This is a genomic window from Corynebacterium frankenforstense DSM 45800 (genome assembly GCF_001941485.1).
Taxonomy (GTDB): Bacteria; Actinomycetota; Actinomycetes; order Mycobacteriales; family Mycobacteriaceae; genus Corynebacterium; species Corynebacterium frankenforstense.
Map to the genome: position 1 here is coordinate 535,743 of NZ_CP009247.1, position 18,284 is coordinate 554,026.

The 18,284-nt window shown below is 71.6% G+C and carries 18 protein-coding genes; 17 read left to right on the forward strand and 1 reads right to left on the reverse strand.

The features are described 5' to 3' along the window. Positions 1 to 13: 13 nt before the first annotated feature. The 15 genes from glmS (at position 14) to groL (ending at position 15,997) form a co-directional block, all read left to right on the forward strand. Positions 14 to 1,876: a glutamine--fructose-6-phosphate transaminase (isomerizing) gene (glmS, locus tag CFRA_RS02290; RefSeq protein WP_075664813.1), complete on the forward strand. Its 1,863-nt coding sequence runs from the start codon at positions 14 to 16 to the stop codon at positions 1,874 to 1,876. Then, on the forward strand, positions 1,873 to 3,051 hold the full coding sequence (gene alr, locus CFRA_RS02295) for an alanine racemase (protein ID WP_075663279.1): 1,179 nt from the start codon (positions 1,873 to 1,875) through the stop codon (positions 3,049 to 3,051). Before glmS ends, alr begins: the two co-directional genes overlap by 4 nt. Continuing rightward, a complete protein-coding gene (tsaE, locus tag CFRA_RS02300; protein ID WP_075663280.1) occupies positions 3,048 to 3,545 on the forward strand; it encodes a tRNA (adenosine(37)-N6)-threonylcarbamoyltransferase complex ATPase subunit type 1 TsaE in 498 nt (165 codons plus the stop codon). Before alr ends, tsaE begins: the two co-directional genes overlap by 4 nt. Then, positions 3,542 to 4,381, forward strand: coding sequence for a class I SAM-dependent methyltransferase (locus CFRA_RS02305; protein WP_245797634.1), 840 nt, complete (start codon positions 3,542 to 3,544; stop codon positions 4,379 to 4,381). The genes tsaE and CFRA_RS02305 overlap by 4 nt, the downstream gene beginning before the upstream one ends. A gap of 45 nt (positions 4,382 to 4,426) precedes the next feature. Then, positions 4,427 to 4,987, forward strand: coding sequence for a vitamin K epoxide reductase family protein (locus tag CFRA_RS02310; protein ID WP_075663281.1), 561 nt, complete (start codon positions 4,427 to 4,429; stop codon positions 4,985 to 4,987). 491 nt (positions 4,988 to 5,478) lie between these two features. Further along, a complete protein-coding gene (efeU, locus tag CFRA_RS02315) occupies positions 5,479 to 6,474 on the forward strand; it encodes an iron uptake transporter permease EfeU (protein WP_075663282.1) in 996 nt (331 codons plus the stop codon). Beyond that, a complete protein-coding gene (gene efeO, locus CFRA_RS02320; RefSeq protein WP_075663283.1) occupies positions 6,474 to 7,688 on the forward strand; it encodes an iron uptake system protein EfeO in 1,215 nt (404 codons plus the stop codon). Before efeU ends, efeO begins: the two co-directional genes overlap by 1 nt. Beyond that, a complete protein-coding gene (locus CFRA_RS02325) occupies positions 7,685 to 9,061 on the forward strand; it encodes a Dyp-type peroxidase (RefSeq protein WP_245797636.1) in 1,377 nt (458 codons plus the stop codon). The genes efeO and CFRA_RS02325 overlap by 4 nt, the downstream gene beginning before the upstream one ends. A gap of 204 nt (positions 9,062 to 9,265) precedes the next feature. Further along, entirely contained in the window at positions 9,266 to 10,861 is a 1,596-nt protein-coding gene (locus tag CFRA_RS02330; protein ID WP_075663284.1) for an aspartate:alanine exchanger family transporter, read from the forward strand. Positions 10,862 to 10,888: 27 nt separating this feature from the next. Then, on the forward strand, positions 10,889 to 11,551 hold the full coding sequence (gene tsaB, locus CFRA_RS02335) for a tRNA (adenosine(37)-N6)-threonylcarbamoyltransferase complex dimerization subunit type 1 TsaB (protein WP_075663285.1): 663 nt from the start codon (positions 10,889 to 10,891) through the stop codon (positions 11,549 to 11,551). Between the two features lie 116 nt (positions 11,552 to 11,667). Further along, the gene (gene rimI / locus CFRA_RS02340) at positions 11,668 to 12,126 is read left to right on the forward strand and encodes a ribosomal protein S18-alanine N-acetyltransferase (RefSeq protein WP_075664816.1); all 459 of its coding nucleotides are present in this window, start codon (positions 11,668 to 11,670) and stop codon (positions 12,124 to 12,126) included. 82 nt (positions 12,127 to 12,208) lie between these two features. Continuing rightward, positions 12,209 to 13,261, forward strand: a complete 1,053-nt coding sequence (gene tsaD, locus CFRA_RS02345; protein ID WP_075663286.1) for a tRNA (adenosine(37)-N6)-threonylcarbamoyltransferase complex transferase subunit TsaD — start codon at positions 12,209 to 12,211, stop codon at positions 13,259 to 13,261. 157 nt (positions 13,262 to 13,418) lie between these two features. Beyond that, positions 13,419 to 13,838 carry a hypothetical protein gene (locus CFRA_RS02350; protein ID WP_075663287.1) on the forward strand — a complete coding sequence of 140 codons (420 nt, stop codon included), beginning with the start codon at positions 13,419 to 13,421 and terminating at the stop codon, positions 13,836 to 13,838. 230 nt (positions 13,839 to 14,068) lie between these two features. After that, positions 14,069 to 14,368 (forward strand): co-chaperone GroES, encoded by a 300-nt coding sequence (gene groES / locus CFRA_RS02355; protein WP_075663288.1) that lies wholly within the window; start codon positions 14,069 to 14,071, stop codon positions 14,366 to 14,368. A 15-nt stretch (positions 14,369 to 14,383) separates the two neighbouring features. Continuing rightward, entirely contained in the window at positions 14,384 to 15,997 is a 1,614-nt protein-coding gene (gene groL / locus CFRA_RS02360; RefSeq protein ID WP_075663289.1) for a chaperonin GroEL, read from the forward strand. 185 nt (positions 15,998 to 16,182) lie between these two features. Here the strand turns inward: groL and CFRA_RS02365 are convergent, their stop codons facing one another. Further along, entirely contained in the window at positions 16,183 to 16,470 is a 288-nt protein-coding gene (locus CFRA_RS02365) for a WhiB family transcriptional regulator (protein WP_075663290.1), read from the reverse strand. A 349-nt stretch (positions 16,471 to 16,819) separates the two neighbouring features. On the opposite strand from CFRA_RS02365, the gene CFRA_RS02370 reads away from it, so the two are divergent. Both CFRA_RS02370 and CFRA_RS02375 read left to right on the forward strand, forming a co-directional pair. Further along, entirely contained in the window at positions 16,820 to 17,392 is a 573-nt protein-coding gene (locus tag CFRA_RS02370) for a sigma-70 family RNA polymerase sigma factor (protein WP_075663291.1), read from the forward strand. Then, on the forward strand, positions 17,385 to 18,239 hold the full coding sequence (locus CFRA_RS02375) for a hypothetical protein (protein WP_075663292.1): 855 nt from the start codon (positions 17,385 to 17,387) through the stop codon (positions 18,237 to 18,239). The genes CFRA_RS02370 and CFRA_RS02375 overlap by 8 nt, the downstream gene beginning before the upstream one ends. Positions 18,240 to 18,284 lie beyond the last annotated feature (45 nt).

Consider the following 18,284-nt stretch of genomic DNA (forward strand, 5'->3'; position numbering starts at 1 on the left):
TAGCCTGATGGGCATGTGTGGAATTGTTGGATACGTGGGTGACCGGGCGGGGCTGACCGTCGCGGTGGACGCCCTGCGCAGGATGGAGTACCGCGGCTACGACTCGGCCGGTGTCGCCGTCGCCGACCAGGGCCGGGTCTCCGTGGCCAAGCGCGCCGGAAAGCTGGCCAACCTCGAGGACCGCATCGAGGAGATCGGGGCCGACAAGCTGGCCGGGACCACCGCCATCGGGCACACCCGTTGGGCGACCCACGGCCGCCCGGTCGACGAGAACGCCCACCCCCACCTGTCGTACGACGGCAAGGTGGCCATCGTCCACAACGGCATTATCGAGAACTTCGCCGCCCTGCGCGCCGAGCTCGAGCGCGACGGCGTGGAGCTCGTCTCCGAGACCGACTCCGAGGTCGCCGCCCACCTGATGGCCAAGGCCTACAACGAGGGCGAGACCGCCGGCGACTTCGAGGCCAGCGCCCTGGCCGTGGTCAACCGTCTCGAGGGCGCCTTCACGCTGCTGTTCCTGCACGCCGACCACCCGGACCGCATCGTCGCGGCCCGCCGCTCGACCCCGCTGCTCATCGGCGTCGGCGACGGCGAGATGTTCCTCGGCTCCGACGTCGCGGCCTTCATCGAGTACACCAAGGAGGCCGTCGAGCTCGGCCAGGACAACGTCGTGGTCATCGACCGCGACGGCTACCGCATCCTCAACCTGGACGGCTCCGAGGCCACCGGGCGCCCCTTCACCATCGACTGGGACCTCGAGGCCGCGGAGAAGGGCGGCTACGACTCCTTCATGATGAAGGAGATCAACGAGCAGCCCGCCGCCGTGCGCGACACCCTGGCCGGCCACTGCCAGGACGGCCGCATCGTCCTCGACGAGCAGAACTTCTCCGACGAGTTCCTCAAGAGCATCGATCAGGTCTTCGTCGTCGCCTGCGGCTCGGCCTACCACTCGGGCCTGCTGGCCAAGTACGCCATCGAGCACTGGGCGCGCGTGCCCGTCCAGATCGAGGTCGCCAGCGAGTTCCGCTACCGCGACCCCGTCGTCGACGCGCGCACCCTGGTCATCGCCATCTCGCAGTCCGGCGAGACCGCCGACACCCTCGAGGCCGTGCGCCACGCGAAGTCGCAGGGCGCGAAGGTGCTGGCCGTGTGCAACACCAACGGCTCGCAGATCCCGCGCGAGTCCGACGGCGTGCTCTACACCCACGCCGGCCCGGAGATCGGCGTGGCCTCCACCAAGGCCTTCCTGGCCCAGGTGGCCGCCAACTACATCGTCGGCCTGGCCGTCGCCCAGGCCAAGGGCACCAAGTACCCGGACGAGATCCGCGAGATCTGGGAGACCCTCGAGGAGATCCCCGGCAAGATCGAGCCGCTGCTCGAGGCCGCCGGCCAGTGCGAGGAGATCGCCCACCACCTCGGCGCCCTGCCGACGATGCTCTTCCTCGGCCGCGGCGTGGGCTTCCCGGTCGCGCTCGAGGGCGCGCTCAAGCTCAAGGAGCTGGCCTACATCCACGCCGAGGGCTTCCCGGCCGGCGAGCTCAAGCACGGTCCGATCGCCCTGATCGAGGACGACCTGCCCGTCGTCGTCATCGTGCCCAGCCCGCGCGGGGTGCCTCAGCTGCACTCCAAGATCGTCTCCAACATCCAGGAGATCCGCGCCCGCGGCGCGAAGACCATCGTCATCGCGGAGGAGGGCGACACCGCCGTCGAGCCCTACGCCAACTGGCTGATCCGCATGCCGCAGACCTCCACGATCATGCAGCCGCTCCTGGCGACCGTCCCGCTGCAGTTCCTCGCGGCCTACATCGCCCGCGAGTGCGGCAACGAGGACATCGACAAGCCGCGCAACCTGGCGAAGTCGGTGACCGTGGAGTGAGTGGGCAGAAGTCCGGGACGAACCTTCTGGAACTGCGGATCGACCTGGACGCCGTCGCGCGCAACACGCGGGCGCTCAAGGAGTCCGTCGACCCGGCCCAGCTGATGGCCGTGGTCAAGGCCGACGCCTACAACCACGGCGCGGTCGAGGTCGCACGCACGGTGCTCGCCGCCGGCGCCGACCAGCTCGGCGTGGCCACCCTCGCGGAGGCCCACCAGCTGCGCGACGCCGGCGTGACCGCGCCGGTGCTGGCGTGGATCTGGTCGCCGGAGCAGGACGTCGCCGCCGCGCTGGACGCGGGCATCGACCTGGCGGTCATCTCGCCGGAGCACGCCCGCGCGGTCGTCGACGCGGGCCGCCCGGCCCGGGTGACGGTCAAGGTGGAGACGGGCATGCACCGCTCCGGGGTCGACGAGGCGGACTGGGGCAAGGTCTTCGCGATGCTGCGCGACGCCCCGCAGGTCACCGTCACCGGCCTGATGAGCCACCTGGCCTGCGGCGACGTCGCCGGCGACGCGCAGAACAACCTGCAGGCCTCGCACTTCCGCGCCGCGATCGCGCGTGCGCGCACCCTCGGCCTGGAGGTGCCGGTCAACCACCTGACCAACTCGCCGGGCACGCTCTCGCGGCCGGACCTGCGCTTCGAGATGGTCCGCCCGGGTGCCGCCCTCTACGGCCTGGAGACCGTCGCCGGCGTGCCCGAGGACGAGCACGGCCTGGTCCCCGCGATGAGCTGGGTCGGCCGGATCACCGTGGTCAAACCCGTCGCCGCCGGCGAGGGCACCAGCTACGGCATGACCTGGCGCGCCCCGGAGGACGGCTACCTGGCCGTGGTCCCCGCCGGTTACGCCGACGGGCTGCCGCGCGCCTGGCAGGGCCGCTTCGGCGTGACCGTGAGAGGTCGCGCCTACCCGCAGGTCGGCCGGGTCTGCATGGACCAGCACGTCATCTTCCTCGGCGACAACCCCGACGGGGTCGCCCCCGGCGACGAGGCCGTCATCTTCGGCGCCGGCGGCGTGAGCGCCACCCGGCTCGCCGAGCAGGTCGGCACCATCAACTACGAGGTCGTCTCGCGCCCGACCGGGCGCACCCGCCGCGTCTTCGTCGGCGGTGCGATTGACGACGCCGCGTCGGTCACCGCGGGCGAGGACGGCACCGCAGGCGGTGCGCGATGAGGCCCGGCCTGGGGGAGCGCGGCGAGATCCGCGCCGAGACCGCGGAGGACACCCGCGCCTTCGGCGAGCGCCTCGGCGCGCTGCTCGAGGCCGGTGACGTGGTCATCCTCGACGGCCCGCTCGGCGCCGGCAAGACGACCATGACCCAGGGCCTGGCCCGCGGCATGGGCGTGCGCGGCCGGGTGACCTCACCGACGTTCACCATCGCCCGCGAGCACCGCGCCACCGAGCCGGGCGCCCCGGGGCTCATCCACGTCGACGCCTACCGGCTGCTCGGCGACGGCGGGGGAGACCCCGTCGGTGCGCTCGACAGCCTGGACCTGGAGTCGCGCCTCGACGAGGCCGCCGTGGTGGCCGAGTGGGGTGAGGGGCTGGTCGGCCAGATCGCCGGCACCTGCCTGGTCGTCCACCTGGACCGCACGACCGCGGTCGAGGAGGACCCCGACAGCGAGGCGCGCATCATCTCCTGGCGCTGGGAGGGCGAGGACGCGTGAGTGGGGGACAGCCGGCCGACAGCAGTGCCGCGGGCGGGGGTGTGACCGGCGGCGTGACCGGCGGCGGTGCGCTCTTCGACTCCGGCGGTGACTACGCCGCCTTCCGGCCGGACTACCCGGCCGAGCTCTCCGGGCGCCTGGCCGAGGCGGCCCCGGGCCGCGGGCTGGCCGTCGACGTCGGCTGCGGCACCGGGCAGCTGACCGCCCGGCTGGCCGAGCACTTCGAGCTGACGGTGGGGCTGGACCCGGCCACCGCACAGGTGCGCCACGGCGCGGGCGCGGCCCGCTACGTCGCCGCGACCGCCGAGAAGCTGCCGTTGCGGGACTCGTGCGCCGACCTGATCACCGTGGCCCAGGCCGCCCACTGGGTGGACCTGCCCGGATTCTTCGCCGAGGCCCGCCGCGTCGCCAAGCCCGCCGCCCCGGTCGCGCTGGTCTCCTACGGGGTCGCCGAGCCCGGACCGGGCACGCCGGTGGCCGCGGCCTTCCGGGAGTTCTACCACGGGCCCTTCCACCGGTTCTGGGATCCGCGCCGCCGACTGGTCGAGGAGAACCTGCGCTCGGTGGAGGTGCCGTTGGAGCGGACCTTCCGCGAGGACTCCCACCTGGTCCGCGGGATGGACCTGCCCGGCTTCGCCGGCTACCTGGGCACCTGGTCGGCGCTGCGCACCGCCCGCGAGGCAGGCGAGGGCGCGCTGATGGACGACTTCCTGGGGCACCTCGCGGAGCTGTGGGGTGATCCCGCGACGGTCCGCGAGGTGCGCTGGCCGCTGGTGGTGCTCGGCGGTTACGCCCCGGAGGAAGACTGCCGACGTGTCAACAACTTGCAGGTGTGACTATTCTGTAGGGGTCCTGAACAACCGCCCCGAAAGGGAGTCCCCGTGCTCACCAAGCCCCACCGCGTCCTCGGCTGGCTGATCTTCCTGCTCGGAGCCGTCGGCCTGGCCGCCGCGCTCGTGCTCACCGTCGAGTACCTGCACATCGTCGCCGACGAAGACTACGTCGCCAGCTGTGACGTCAACGCCGTGCTCTCCTGCGGTTCGGTGATGCGCTCGAACTCCTCGGCCGTCATCGGCGGCATCCCCAACTCGCTGTTCGGCGTCGCAGGCTTCGCCGCCGTGACCGCCATCGGCGCGGCGCTGGCCGCGGGTGCGGTCTTCGCCGGCTGGTTCTGGTTCCTCATTCAGGTCGGTGTCACCCTCGCGCTGATCTTCGTGCACTGGATGTTCTACGACTCCGTCTTCGTGCTCGGCCTGCTGTGCCCGTACTGCATGGTCGTGTGGGCGGTGACCATCCCGCTGTTCGTGCTGGTCACCTCCGAGACCGTGCGCAGTTACGGCGGCAACACCGTGCTGTACCGCTGGCGCTGGCTGATCATCCTCGTGTGGGTCGCGGTGATCGCGGCCGTGGTGATCTCGCGCAACCACGAGTACCTCTTCTGATCCGCAACTGATCCGCAACTGATCCGCACGTGGACCGGCGCCGGCGCGCGCCCCGCCGGTTGCCGCGCACTCTCCGCGCACCACCACCGCGCACCACCACCGCAGAGCCCGGGCCGCAGTCGATGCGTCCGGGCTCTCGTGTGTCCGGGGGCGGTCTCGGTAGGGCAGCCGTGGCCGGGTGGCTGGGGTCGCGTGGCTCCGGCCGGGTGGATCCGGTCGGGCAGCCGTGGCCGGGCAGCCGTGGCCGGGTGGATCCGGTCGGGCGGCGTGCATTCTCCCTGCGCACGGCGCGGAATGTCCGGTGCGGGGTGCATGCCCCCGAATAAGGGCGGCTTAGGCATGCCTGGGCATACATATTGAGTCAACTACTAATTAAGTAGTGGTCATGTGATGGAGGTGAGCCTAGGCTTAACGATCGCCGGTCCTGAGGTCTCTCGAGAACGAGACGCCGGAACGGGGGACCGGCGGTACCGAAAGGCGGTGGGATCCACGTGTTCCTCGCAAACTTTCTGATCGCCCTGCGAGAAGGCGTGGAGGCCGCCCTGATCGTCGGCATCCTCGTCGCCTACCTGAAGAAGGTCGGGCGCACCGACGTCCTGCCCCGCATGTGGGTCGGCGTGGTCATCGCGGCCGTCGTGCCGCTGGCCGCCGGCGCCCTGATGACCTGGGGCCCCTACACCCTGACCTTCCAGGCGCAGGAGATCCTCGGCGGATCCCTCTCGCTCGTCGCCGTCGCCATGATCACCGGGATGATCCTGTGGATGGGCAAGAACGGCAAGAAGATGGGCGCCGACATCACCGGCAAGGCCGACGCCGCGCTCGCCGGCGACTCCTCCGGCTGGGGGATCGTCTGGCTGGCCGTCCTCTCGGTCGGCCGTGAGGGCGTCGAGACCGCCGTCTTCGTGTGGGCCACCGTCAAGGCGACCACCGACGGCGGCTTCTGGCAGCCCTCCGTCGGCGTGCTGACCGGCCTGATCGTCGCCGTCTTCATCGGCTGGCTGGTCTACCGCGGCACCGCCCGGATCAACCTGTCGGTGTTCTTCCAGATCACCGGCCTGCTGCTCATCTTCGTGGCCGCGGGCATCGTCTCCTACGGCATCGGTGACCTCCAGGAGGCCTCCGTGCTGCCGGGCTGGGGCGTGCCGGCCTACGACATCACCGGCTACTTCGACGGCTCGATCCCGGGGCTCTCCCCGGACACGGTCTGGTTCGTCCTTCTCGAGGCGATGTTCAACCTCAACCTCGCCCCGACTTACCTGCAGGTCATCGGCTGGGTGGTCTACCTGGTCATCGTCCTGCCGATCTTCATCATCAACATCCGCGGCACCCGGCGTGCCGTGAAGCGTGCCGAGCACCCGGGGCACGGCCCCGAGGGCGACGCCCCCGCCGACGGTTCCGGGCCCGCCCCGGCGACCGCCGCGGGCGTCGGAAATCCCGGGTCGGACCCGGCAGCCGCGCACGCGTCCTCCCGAAAGGAAGAACAGTAATGAACCGACGCATTATCTCCGTGGGCGCCGCCGCGCTCGTGCTGCCCGCGGCCCTCGCCGGGTGTGTGGCCAACGACGACGGCGCCTCCTCCGGCACCGACGCCGCCGGCTCCGGCGACCCGATTGCCGTCGAGATCGACGACACCACCTGCGACGTCGCCGTCAGCGAGGCGAACTCCGGCCAGGTGAAGTTCACCCTGAACAACAAGGGCCCCGCCAAGAACGAGTTCGAGGTCCTCGCCGAGGACAAGCTGCGCATCGTCGGCGAGCTGGAGAACCTCGGGCCGGGCACCACCCGCGACTTCACCGTGCTCCTCGAGCCGGGCACCTACTACACCGCCTGCAAGAAGAACATGGTCGGCTCCCTGGTCGACGCCCGCGAGTTCACCGTCACCGGTGACGCCGTCGAGCTGGCCGCCGACGACCAGGCCGCCATCGACGAGGGCGTCAAGCAGTACGAGGCCTACATCCGCGACCAGTCCGGTCAGCTGCTCGAGGCCACCAAGAACTTCGCCGAGGCCTACAAGGCCGGCGACGACGACGCCGCCCGCGCCCAGTACGCCCCGGCCCGCATGTTCTACGAGCGCATCGAGCCGACCGCCGAGGCCTTCGGCGACATCGACCCGGCCCTCGACGAGCGCGAGGCCGACTACCAGGAGGCCGACGACACCGCCGACCGCGAGTGGACCGGCTGGCACGTCATCGAGAAGGACCTCTGGCAGCCCAAGCCCGAGGACAACGACGGCAAGGCCTACCAGCCCTTCAGCCAGGCCGACCGCGAGAAGTACGCCGACAAGCTGGTCGCCGACACGCAGGAGCTCTACGACCTCGTCTACGCCGACGACTTCGAGGTGAACATCGACGACATCTCCAACGGCGCCATCTCGCTGCTCGAGGAGGTCGCCACCACCAAGATCACCGGTGAGGAGGAGCACTTCAGCCACACCGACCTGTGGGACTTCCAGGCCAACCTGGAGGGCGCGGAGGTCGCCTTCGGCAACGTCGAGGCCCTGGCGAAGAAGAAGGACCCGGAGCTGACCGAGCAGATCAACCAGCGCATCGGTGACCTCAAGGACGAGCTGGCGAAGTACAAGGAGGGTGACGGCTACGTCTACTACGACACCCTCAACGACCAGCAGACCCGCGAGCTCGCCGACAAGGTCGACGCCCTGCGCGTGCCGCTGGCCAAGCTGACGGAGGCCATCCTGTCGTGACCGGCACGCAGGACAACCCCGGCCTGAACGGCACCGACGGCACTGACGGTGCGGGCGCCCAGGGCGCGTCCGCCGCCGGGGCCGCCGACGCCGGGAAGTCAGACAGCTTCACCGTCAACCGGCGCACGATGCTCATGGGCGGCATCGGCGCCGGCGCCGCGCTCGGCCTGGCCGGGTTCGGCGCGGGCTACGGCACCGCCCGGGCCACCGCGGACGGCCCCGCCTCCGACGAGGTGGTGCCCTTCCGCGGCGAGCACCAGTCCGGCATCGTCACCCCGGCGCAGCAGCAGATGATCGCCGTGGCCTTCGACATGACGGCCGGGCGGCGCGAGGACCTCAGGCAGCTGCTCGAGGACTGGACCCTGGCGGCCGAGCGCATGCAGGCCGGCGAGCCGGTCAACGACCCGAAGGCGCGCGACGACGTGCCGCCGGACGACACCGGTGAGGCGATGGGCCTGGGCACCGGTGCCCTGACCATCACCTTCGGCTTCGGCGCGACCCTGTTCGAGCACCCCGAGGACGGCGACCGCTTCGGCCTGGCCGCCCACTGCCCGCAGGTGCTCAAGGACGGCATGCCGCGCATGGCCGCCGAGAAGATGGACGAGTCCATCTGCAACGGCGACCTGCTCGTGCAGATCTGCGGTGAGGACCCGATGGTGGTCCTGCACGCGATGCACCAGTTCAAGCGCATCGCCTTCGGCACCGCCTCGGTGAAGTGGATGCAGCTCGGCTACGGGCGCACCTCCTCGACCTCGACGGAGCAGGAGACCCCGCGCAACTTCTTCGGCTTCAAGGACGGCACCTCCAACATCAAGACGGAGGACACCGACGAGGAGCTGGACAAGCACCTGTGGATCCAGCCCGACGACGACGCCGGCGACTGGGCCGCGGGCGGCTCGTACCTCTGCTTCCGCAAGATCCAGATGATGATGGAGGTCTGGGACGAGCTGATCCTCTCCGAGCAGGAGACGATCATCGGCCGCGACAAGCTCAAGGGCGCGCCCAAGTCGGGCGGCGACGAGTTCACCGACCCGGACTTCGAGAAGACCGGCGAGGACGGCGAGCCGCTGATCGACCCGACCAGCCACGTGGCCAAGGTCCACCCGTCCCACCACGGCGGCGCGCGGATGCTGCGGCGCGGTTACAACTACACGGAGGGGCTGACCAAGTTCGGCCGGCTCAACGCCGGGCTGTTCTTCATCGCCTTCGTGCGCAACCCCGCGACCAACTTCATCCCGCAGCTGAAGGCCATGTACGACGACCAGATGACCGAGTACCTCCAGCACATCGGCAAGGGCATGTTCATCATCCCCGGCGGTCTGCGCGAGGACGACTCGATGGTCGGGCAGCGCCTCTTCGAGGTCTCGGAGTAGCCCCGCCGGCATGTCCGCCGCCCACGGTGGGAACCACCTGACGCCCGCCTGAGCACAGGCTGTCACGCCCGGGCCCGCCCCATCCGGGGGCAGGCCCGGGCGTCGGCGTAGGTGCACATTCATTTTGTTGCCTAACCGGGCGTTCCCGGGCACAATCGCAACCGGTAATGCCCGCCGAGTGAAGGAGCCCTGGAGCCCGTGGCAGTGCTAGATTTCCTGGCCGATCAACCCCTCATCGCGATGTTCCTGATCCTCGCGGTGGGTCTGGCGGTCGGCAAGATCAAGGTCGCGGGCCTGGCGCTCGGCGCCTCCGCGGTCCTCTTCGTCGCTCTGGGCCTCAGCGCGATGAACCCGGAGATCAGCCTGCCCACCCTCGTCTACCAGCTGGGCCTGGCGCTGTTCGTCTACGCGATCGGCCTGACCGCGGGGCGCGAGTTCTTCGCCTCCTTCCTCTCGCGCGGCTGGAAGCTCAACGCCTTCCTGGCGGTCTTCCTGCTGGCGCTCGTCGGCCTGACCTACGCACTGGTCAGCGGCTTCGGGCTCGACCCGATCAAGGGCTCGGGCATGTTCGCCGGTGCCCTGACCTCGACGCCGGCCATGGCCGCCATCGTCGACATGCTCGACGCCTCCCAGGGCGCGGACGTGGTCGTCGGCTACTCGCTGGCCTACCCGGGTGCGGTCATCGCCGCCATCGTCATCGCGGCGGCCGGCTCGGCGATCCTCAAGGTCGACCACGTCGCAGACGCCCGCAAGGAGGGCCTGATCGTCGCGCCCGTGCAGTGGCGCGCGATCTCCCTGCGCAGCGGCATCAGCGGCGCGATCCGCGACCTGCCCGTCGTCGCCGACCAGCCCGTCTCGGCGACCCGCCTGCAGCTGCCCGACGGCACCCACACCCTGGCCGACCCGGACCGCCCGGTCGAGCCCGGCATGGTCGTGGTGCTCAACGGCACCGAGGAAGCCCTCAACGCCGCCGAGGCCGTCCTCGGCGAGGCCGTGCCGATGTCCCTGGAGAGCTCCGGGCTGATGTTCCGCCGCCTGACGCTGTCCAACCCGAACGTCGCCGGCAAGACCGTCGGCGAGCTCGACACCGTCGCCCACGGCTTCACCATCGCGCGCGTGCGCCGCGGCGACTCCGACATCGCACCGAGCGACGACCTGGTGCTCAACTACTCCGACCGCGTGCGCGTGGTCACCACCCCGGAGCGCCTGCCGGAGGTCAACCGCTTCTTCGGCGACTCCGAGCGCTCCCTGGCGGACCTGAACCTGCTGCCCTTCGCCCTGGGCCTGCTCGCCGGTCTGCTCATCGGCGCGATCCCGATCCCGCTGCCCGGCGGCTCGGTGCTCTCCCTGGGCTTCGGCGGCGGCCCGATCATCGCCGGCCTGATCCTCGGCGCGCTCACCCGCACCGGCGGCATCAACTGGCAGATCCCGTACCACGCCAACCGCACGCTCTCCACGCTCGGTCTGTCGATCTTCCTGGCCGGCGTGGGCACCACCGCCGGCGCGGGCTTCCGCGACGCGCTGACCGACGCCTCGAGCCTCTACTACATCGGCGCCGGCTTCCTGGTCACCGTCGTGGTCTACCTCGTCAGCGCTGCGGTCGGCATGTGGCTGCTGCACCTGACCTGGGACGAGGCGATGGGTGTCGCCGCCGGTGCGTCGACCAACCCGGCCGTGATCTCCTACCTCAACGAGCAGACGGGCACCGAGCTGGCCGCCCGCGGCTACGCCACCGTCTACCCGACGGGCATGGTCGGCAAGATCATCGCGGGCCAGCTGCTGGTCCTGCTGCTCGTCTGATCCAGGCGGGGCAGTAGGGTTGCGCGTGTGACAACGCTCGCCCTGGACACCTCAACCGCCCGCCTCGTCGTCGGACTCGTCGACGGGGTCTCCGACGCCGCCCGCCCCGCGCCCGTCGTGCGCGCCGCCCGCGTGCTCGACGACGCCCGGCGCCACAACGAGCTGCTCGTGCCGACCATCGCCGAGGTGCTCGCCGAGGCGGGCCTGAACTACGCCGACATCGACCGGGTGGTCTGCGGCTGCGGCCCGGGCCCCTTCACCGGCCTGCGCGTCGGCATGGCCACCGCCGCCGCGACCGCCGACGCCCTGGGCGTGCCCCTGCGCGGGGTCTGCTCCCTGGACGCCGTGGCGCGCTCGCCGCGCCTGAGCGGGCGGGTCGCGCTCGTCGTCTCCGACGCGCGGCGCCGCGAGGCCTACTGGGCCACCTACGACGCCGCCGGCGCCCGCACCGCCGGCCCCGAGGTCTGCGCCCCGGCCGACCTGCCGCTGCCCGCGGGCCTGGCGGTCGTCAGCGCGCCGGACACGCTGGCCGAGAAGCTGCCGGAGACCGGCGACGCCGAGCTCGTCGAGCTCTACCCGGAGCCGGCCGGCCTGGTCACCGCGCCCGAGGTCGAGTTCCGGCCCATCTACCTGCGCCGCCCGGACGCCGTCGCGCCGACGGTGCGCGTCTCCCCGGCGCTGCGCCCGTGAGCGGCGGCCCGATTGACGACGTCGCGCCCGGCGGCGCCGGCGGTTCCGGCGCCGCCGGGTGCGGGGACGCCGCCGGCGGCGGCACTGAGAGCGCCGCGGGCGACGCGGCCCGGGGCGTGGTCTGGCGCGGGCTCGAGACCCGGGACGCCGTGCGCTGCGCGGAGCTGGAACGCGTCCTCTTCCCGGGCGAGAGCCCGTGGCCGGAGCAGGCCTTCCGCGAGGAGTTCGCGGCGCGCTCGACGATCTACGTCGGCTGCGAGATCGACGGGCTGCTCGTCGGCTACGCGGGCCTCGGCATCGCCGGGCCCCTGCGCGACCCGGAGTTCGAGGTGCACACCGTGGGCGTGGACCCGGGGTTCCAGGGCCGTGGGCTCGGCCGTGGGCTGATGGACGTGCTGCTCGCGGAGGCCGACCGATTCGGCGGTCCGGTCTTCCTCGAGGTGCGCACGGACAACGCCCCGGCCATCGGGCTCTACGAGTCGCTCGGCTTCGAACGCATCGGTGTGCGCCGCGGTTATTACCAGCCCTCGGGGGCGGACGCGTACACGATGCGCCGCGCGGGCGTCGGAAATTGAGACGGCGCGCCGCGCGCGCCGGTGACCGTGCGCGGGGACGGCGCGTCCGGGGCCGTTTGACCGGCTCGGTAACCTTGAGCGCATGATCATCCTGGGTGTGGAGTCCTCCTGCGACGAGACCGGCGTCGGCGTGGTGCGCCTGAACGACGACGGCACGGTGACGGTCCTGGCCGACCAGGTCGCCTCGTCGATGACGCAGCACGCCCGCTTCGGCGGTGTGGTGCCGGAGATCGCCTCGCGCGCCCACCTCGAGGCCGTCGTGCCCGTCATGCGCGCGGCGCTGGAGGAGGCCGGCATCGGGCGCCCGGACGCGGTGGCCGCCACCGTCGGGCCGGGCCTGGCCGGGGCGCTCCTGGTCGGCGCCTCGGCCGCGAAGGCCTACGCGGCGGCCTGGGGCGTGCCCTTCTACGGGGTCAACCACCTCGGCGGGCACGTCGCCGTCGGCTCGCTGACCGGCGAGGGCGGGCTGGGCCACGCCGTCGCGCTGCTGGTCTCCGGCGGGCACACGCAGCTGCTCGAGGTCGGCTCCGACGGGCTGCCGGTGCGCGAGCTAGGCTCCACGCTCGACGACGCCGCCGGCGAGGCCTACGACAAGGTCTCCCGCCTGCTCGGCCTGGGCTACCCGGGTGGGCCGGCCATCGACAACGCCGCGCGCGACGGCGACCCGGAGGCGATCGCCTTCCCGCGCGGGCTGATGCGCGCCCGCGACGAGGAGCACGGCCACCGCCACGACTTCTCCTTCTCCGGGCTCAAGACCGCCGTGGCCCGCCACGTCGAGGCCGCAGAGCGCGAGGGGCGCACCGTGCGCGTGGCCGACGTGTGCGCCTCCTTCCAGGAGGCCGTCTGCGACGTGCTGACCTTCAAGGCCGTGCGCGCCTGCCAGGACACCGGGGCGGACACGCTGCTGCTCGGCGGGGGAGTGGCGGCCAACTCGCGGCTGCGCGAGCTCGCCGGCCGGCGGTGCGCGGCGGCCGGGATCGCGCTGCGGGTGCCCGAGCCGAAGCTGTGCACCGACAACGGGCTGATGATCGCCACGCTGGCGGCCAAGCTCATCCACGGTGGGGCGCAGCCCTCGGGCTACGCGGTGGGCACGGACACCTCGCTCGAGGTGGACACCCCGCTCGTGGCGGGCTGAGGGGCACGGCGGGTCTGTGCGAGGGGCCGCACGCACCGACGTGCGGTGAACCCGCGGCGTCGGCGCGGTGAACGAAAGGTGGCCTGCGCTGCGGAAACATCGGATCCGGGTTAGCGTGAGCCTGACTTCGGCCCGTACCGACCCGATGGAGGACCCCATGACCCGTGGCCTGCTGGTGCAGCCTGACCTCTCCCACCGCGTCGTCGACTTCGAACTCGACGACGCCGCCGAACTGCTCGGCGGCCCGGTCGACGGCCGGGTCTCCGTCGTCTTCCAGGAGGAGGGCGACGTCTACGCCGCGCTCTACAGCGCCGGCGCCGCGGCCGCCGGTGCCGAGCCCAACCCCGTGGCCTCCCTGGCCCGCAACGAGGCCGCGACCGGCAACTCCGCCTTCCTGCCCGACCCGACCCGCGCCATCAGCGGTCCGGTGCTCTTCGTCGGCGCCGACGGCGAGGACATCGACGACGACACCGTCGCCCGCGTCGACGACGCCGTGCGCGCCGTCGAGGCCTACCGCGAGGACGAGCCCGAGGACTTCGCCCTCTGGCGCGCCGCGGTGCTCAACCTCGCCAACTGACCGCCGCGCGCACCCGACCTCCGGCCCGCCTCCCGCGACCTCGCGGGGTGCGGGCCTTCGCCGCTCCGCCGGCGCCCCGGCGCTGGCAGTTGTGGTTGTTGAATGCTGGCACTCACGGGGGTAGAGTGCCAAACAGGTTGACGGACACACAGTTGTCCACCCGCGACGGCGGCTGTGCCTCACTTCCGCGACCGGCTTTGAACGAAACTTTCAGCAATGGAGGAATGACAGTGGCAAACGTCAACATCACCCCGCTCGAGGACCGCATCCTGGTCCAGATCAACGAGGCCGAGACCACCACCAAGTCCGGCCTGGTCATCCCGGACACCGCCAAGGAGCGTCCGCAGGAGGCCACCGTCATCGCCGTCGGCAAGGGCCGCTTCGACGACGAGGGCAACCGCGTGCCCGTGGACGTCAAGGAGGGCGACACCGTCATCTTCTCGCGTTACGGCGGCACCGAGATCAAGTACGACGGCGAGGACTATCTGATCCTCTCCGCCCGCGACGTGCTCGCGGTCGTCGGCAAGTAAGGGAGGTCCTCTTTTATGGCGAAGCTCATCGCATTCGACCAGGAGGCCCGTGAGGGCATCCTGCGCGGCGTCGACACCCTGGCCGACGCCGTCAAGGTCACCCTGGGCCCGCGCGGCCGCAACGTCGTGCTGGACAAGGCCTTCGGTGGCCCCACCGTCACCAACGACGGCGTGACGATCGCCCGCGAGATCGACGTCGAGGACCCCTTCGAGAACCTCGGCGCCCAGCTGGTCAAGGACGTCGCGATCCGCACCAACGACAACGCCGGTGACGGCACCACCACCGCCACCCTGCTGGCCCGCGCCATCATCAGCGAGGGCCTGCGCAACGTCGCCGCGGGCGCGAACCCGCTCGAGCTCGGCGCCGGCATCCGCGCCGGTGTCGAGAAGACCGTCGAGCTGCTCCGCGAGCGTGCCACCGACGTCGCCGACGCCAAGGCCGTCGCCCAGGTCGCCACCGTCTCCTCGCGCGACGAGCGCGTCGGCGAGATGGTCGCCGGGGCCATGGAGAAGGTCGGCCGCGACGGTGTGGTCACCGTCGAGGAGAGCCAGTCCATGGAGTCCTCGCTGGAGGTCACCGAGGGCGTCTCCTTCGACAAGGGCTACCTGTCGCCCTACTTCATCACCGACACCGAGGCGCAGCAGGCCGTGCTCGACGACGCCGTCGTGCTGCTGGTGCGCAACAAGATCTCCTCCCTGCCGGACTTCCTGCCGATCCTGGAGAAGATCGCCGACTCCGGCAAGCAGGCCCTGATCATCGCCGAGGACGTCGAGGGCGAGGCCCTGCAGGCCCTGGTGGTCAACGCCATCCGCAAGACCCTCAAGGTCGCCGCCGTGAAGTCCCCGTACTTCGGCGAGCGCCGCAAGGCCTTCATGGATGACCTGGCCGTGGTCACCGGCGCCACCGTCGTCGACCCGGACCTGGGCATCTCCCTGGCCGAGGCCGGCCCCGAGGTGCTCGGTGCCGCTCGCCGCGTCACCATCACCAAGGACGAGACCGTCATCGTCGACGGCGCCGGCTCCGCCGACGACGTCGAGTCCCGCCGCGCGCAGATCCGCCGCGAGATCGAGACCACGGACTCCTCCTGGGACAAGGAGAAGGCCGAGGAGCGCCTGGCGAAGCTGTCCGGCGGCGTGGCCGTGCTGCGCGTCGGCGCCGCGACCGAGACCGAGGTCTCCGAGCGCAAGCTGCGCGTCGAGGACGCCATCAACGCCGCGCGCGCCGCGGTGCAGGAGGGCATCGTCGCCGGCGGCGGCTCCGCGCTGACCCAGATCTCCCGCGAGATCGACGAGTACGCCGAGCAGTTCGACGGCGACACCCGCGTCGGCGTGCGCGTGCTGGCCCACGCGCTGACCAAGCCGACCTTCTGGATCGCCGAGAACGCCGGTCTGGACGGTGCCGTGGTCGTCTCCCGCACCGCCGAGCTGCCGAACGGTCAGGGCTTCAACGCCCAGACCCTCGAGTACGGCAACCTCATCGACGACGGCATCATCGACCCGGTCAAGGTCACCCACAACGCGGTGGTCAACGCCGGTTCGGTGGGCCGCATGGTGCTGACCACGGAGGCCTCCGTGGTCAACAAGCCGGCCGAGCCCGCCGAGGGCGCCGGCCACGGCCACCAGCACTAGCGGCTGAACACGGCCGCGCCGCCCGGGCCGGGTCACCGGCCGGGTGCGCGTGACCGCGCCGCCGTCGCGGACGAACGACAAGGCCCGTCCCCTCAGGAGAGAGGGGGCGGGCCTTGTCGTGGTCAGTCAGCGCCCCGACGCCGCGGTGACTCAACCCGCGGGCGTCGGGGCGCGACCTGCGCGCCTCAGACGCGGACGCTCTCGCGGCGCAGGTAGAGCATGCGGTCGGACTCGCTCATGCCACCCCAGATGCCGTAGGGCTCACCGACGGACAGCGCGTGCTCGCGGCAGGCGTCGATGACCGGGCAGGTGTGGCAGATGGCCTTGGCGCGGTTCTCGCGGCGGGCGCGCGCCCGACCCCGCTCACCGTCCGGGTGGTAGAAAACGTCCGAGTCCTTACCGCGGCATGCTCCGTGCAGCTGCCAGTCCCAGAAATCCGCGTTCGGACCGGGCAGCAGGTGGGGCTGTGACATCGACTATCTCCTCGTGAACTCTCGTGGCCGCGTTACCAGACGCAGTTAAAACAGGCTCGGTGAACGAAAAGTGGCCGCCCGGTAGCTGAACTGTGGAAACAAGATGCCCTCCCGGAATCGCACGTCGTTGAGCTGCATAAACGTAAAAGATTAACGATGGGTTAATTCTTTCGTCCTGCCCACGCCTGGGGGAGGGGTGGCAGAAAGTCCCCGACTGGCTGACGGTCGCCCGCGCTCCCGCGCTACGATGCTGTGCGACCCCTGTCCGCGGCGCGTCCCCCGCCCGGCCCGGTCCGGCCCCGGACGCCCCGCCTTTTTCCGTGACACGTAGAGAGATCCCCCTGACGCCGTGAGTGACACCGACGAAGAACTGCGACGGCTCGTGCCGGACGCGGTCTCCGGTGACCGCCGGGCACTGCGCGAGATCATCCGGCTGATCCACCCGCAGGTGCTGCGCTACGCGCGCGCCCGCATCGGAGGCGGCCGCGCGCCGACGGCCGAGGACGTCGCCCAGGAGGTCTGCCTGGCGGTGGCCAACTCGATCAGCCGCTACCGCGACCGCGGACGGCCGTTCATGGCCTTCGTCTACGGCATCGCCTTCAACAAGGTCGCCGACGCCCACCGCGCCATGGCCCGCGACCACTCGGTGCCCACCGAGGAGGTCCCCGAGACCGGCGGACACGCCGAGGGACCCGAGGCCGCGGTGCTCGCCGCCGACGGCGGTAACAGAGTGCGCGCGCTTCTCGATTCACTGGGCGAGAGGGCCCGTGACATCGTGATCCTGCGCGTGATGGTCGGCCTCTCGGCGGACGAGACCGCCGAGATCGTCGGCAGCACCCCCGGTGCGGTTCGGGTGGCCCAGTTCCGTGCGATGAAACGTCTGCGCACGCTGATTGAAAAACAGGGAGAGATCAATGGCTGAGCGAGAGCTGGACGCGGTGCGCGAGGAGGATCGGCTCCTCGACGCGCTCGGCGCCGGTGCGGAGGGCTCCGACGAGCTGACCCGCATGCTCGCGGACCTGCGCGACGAGGTCCGCTCGGACGCGCCGCCCGCGCCCGTCTTCCTCGCCGGTTCCGGCGCCGACGACGCCGACGGCGCCACCCGTGCGTCCGGCGCCGCCTGTGCGACCGGCGCCGCCGCGTCCGCCGGCGCAGGCCGCGCCTCGGGCACGCCCACCGGCGGCCGGCACGCCGCGGTCACCGACCTCTCCGAGCGTCGCCGCGGCCGCCCGTGGCTCGCCGGCCTGGTCGGCGCGGCCGCCGCGACCATGCTCATCGCCTGCAGCGGCCTCGCGCTCAACGCCACCGGCGTGCTGGACCGCGGCCAGGACCAGCAGGCGCTCGTCGAGCTCGCCGGCACCCTCGACCAGATGGAGGCGGCGAGCAACAGCGGCGACGAGGAGACCGCCCGCCGCCTGCTGCTCGAGGCCCGCGAACTCATCGCCGGCATGGAGGGCCGCACGGCCGAGACCGCCACCGAGCGCCTCGAGCGCACGATCTCGGAGAAGGTCACCGAGACCCCGGAGACCTCGAAGCCGGAGAAGCCCTCCGCGAAGTCGAGCGAGCCCACCCGCCCGGAGGCGTCCACCGAGACGGTCACCGAGACCAGCACCGTCGTGATCACCACCACCGTGCCCGGCGGCTCCCCGCAGCCGCCCTCGCAGCCGACCAGCGAGCCGACGCCGACGACGACCATCCAGCTGCTCCCCGAGACGGACTCCCCGTCGCCGTCCGGCCGGCAGGGCGACGGCAACCAGGGCAGCAGCTAGCGCGCCTGCCGCGCGATCGCCGACGCCGCGCGCCGCCCCCCGGCG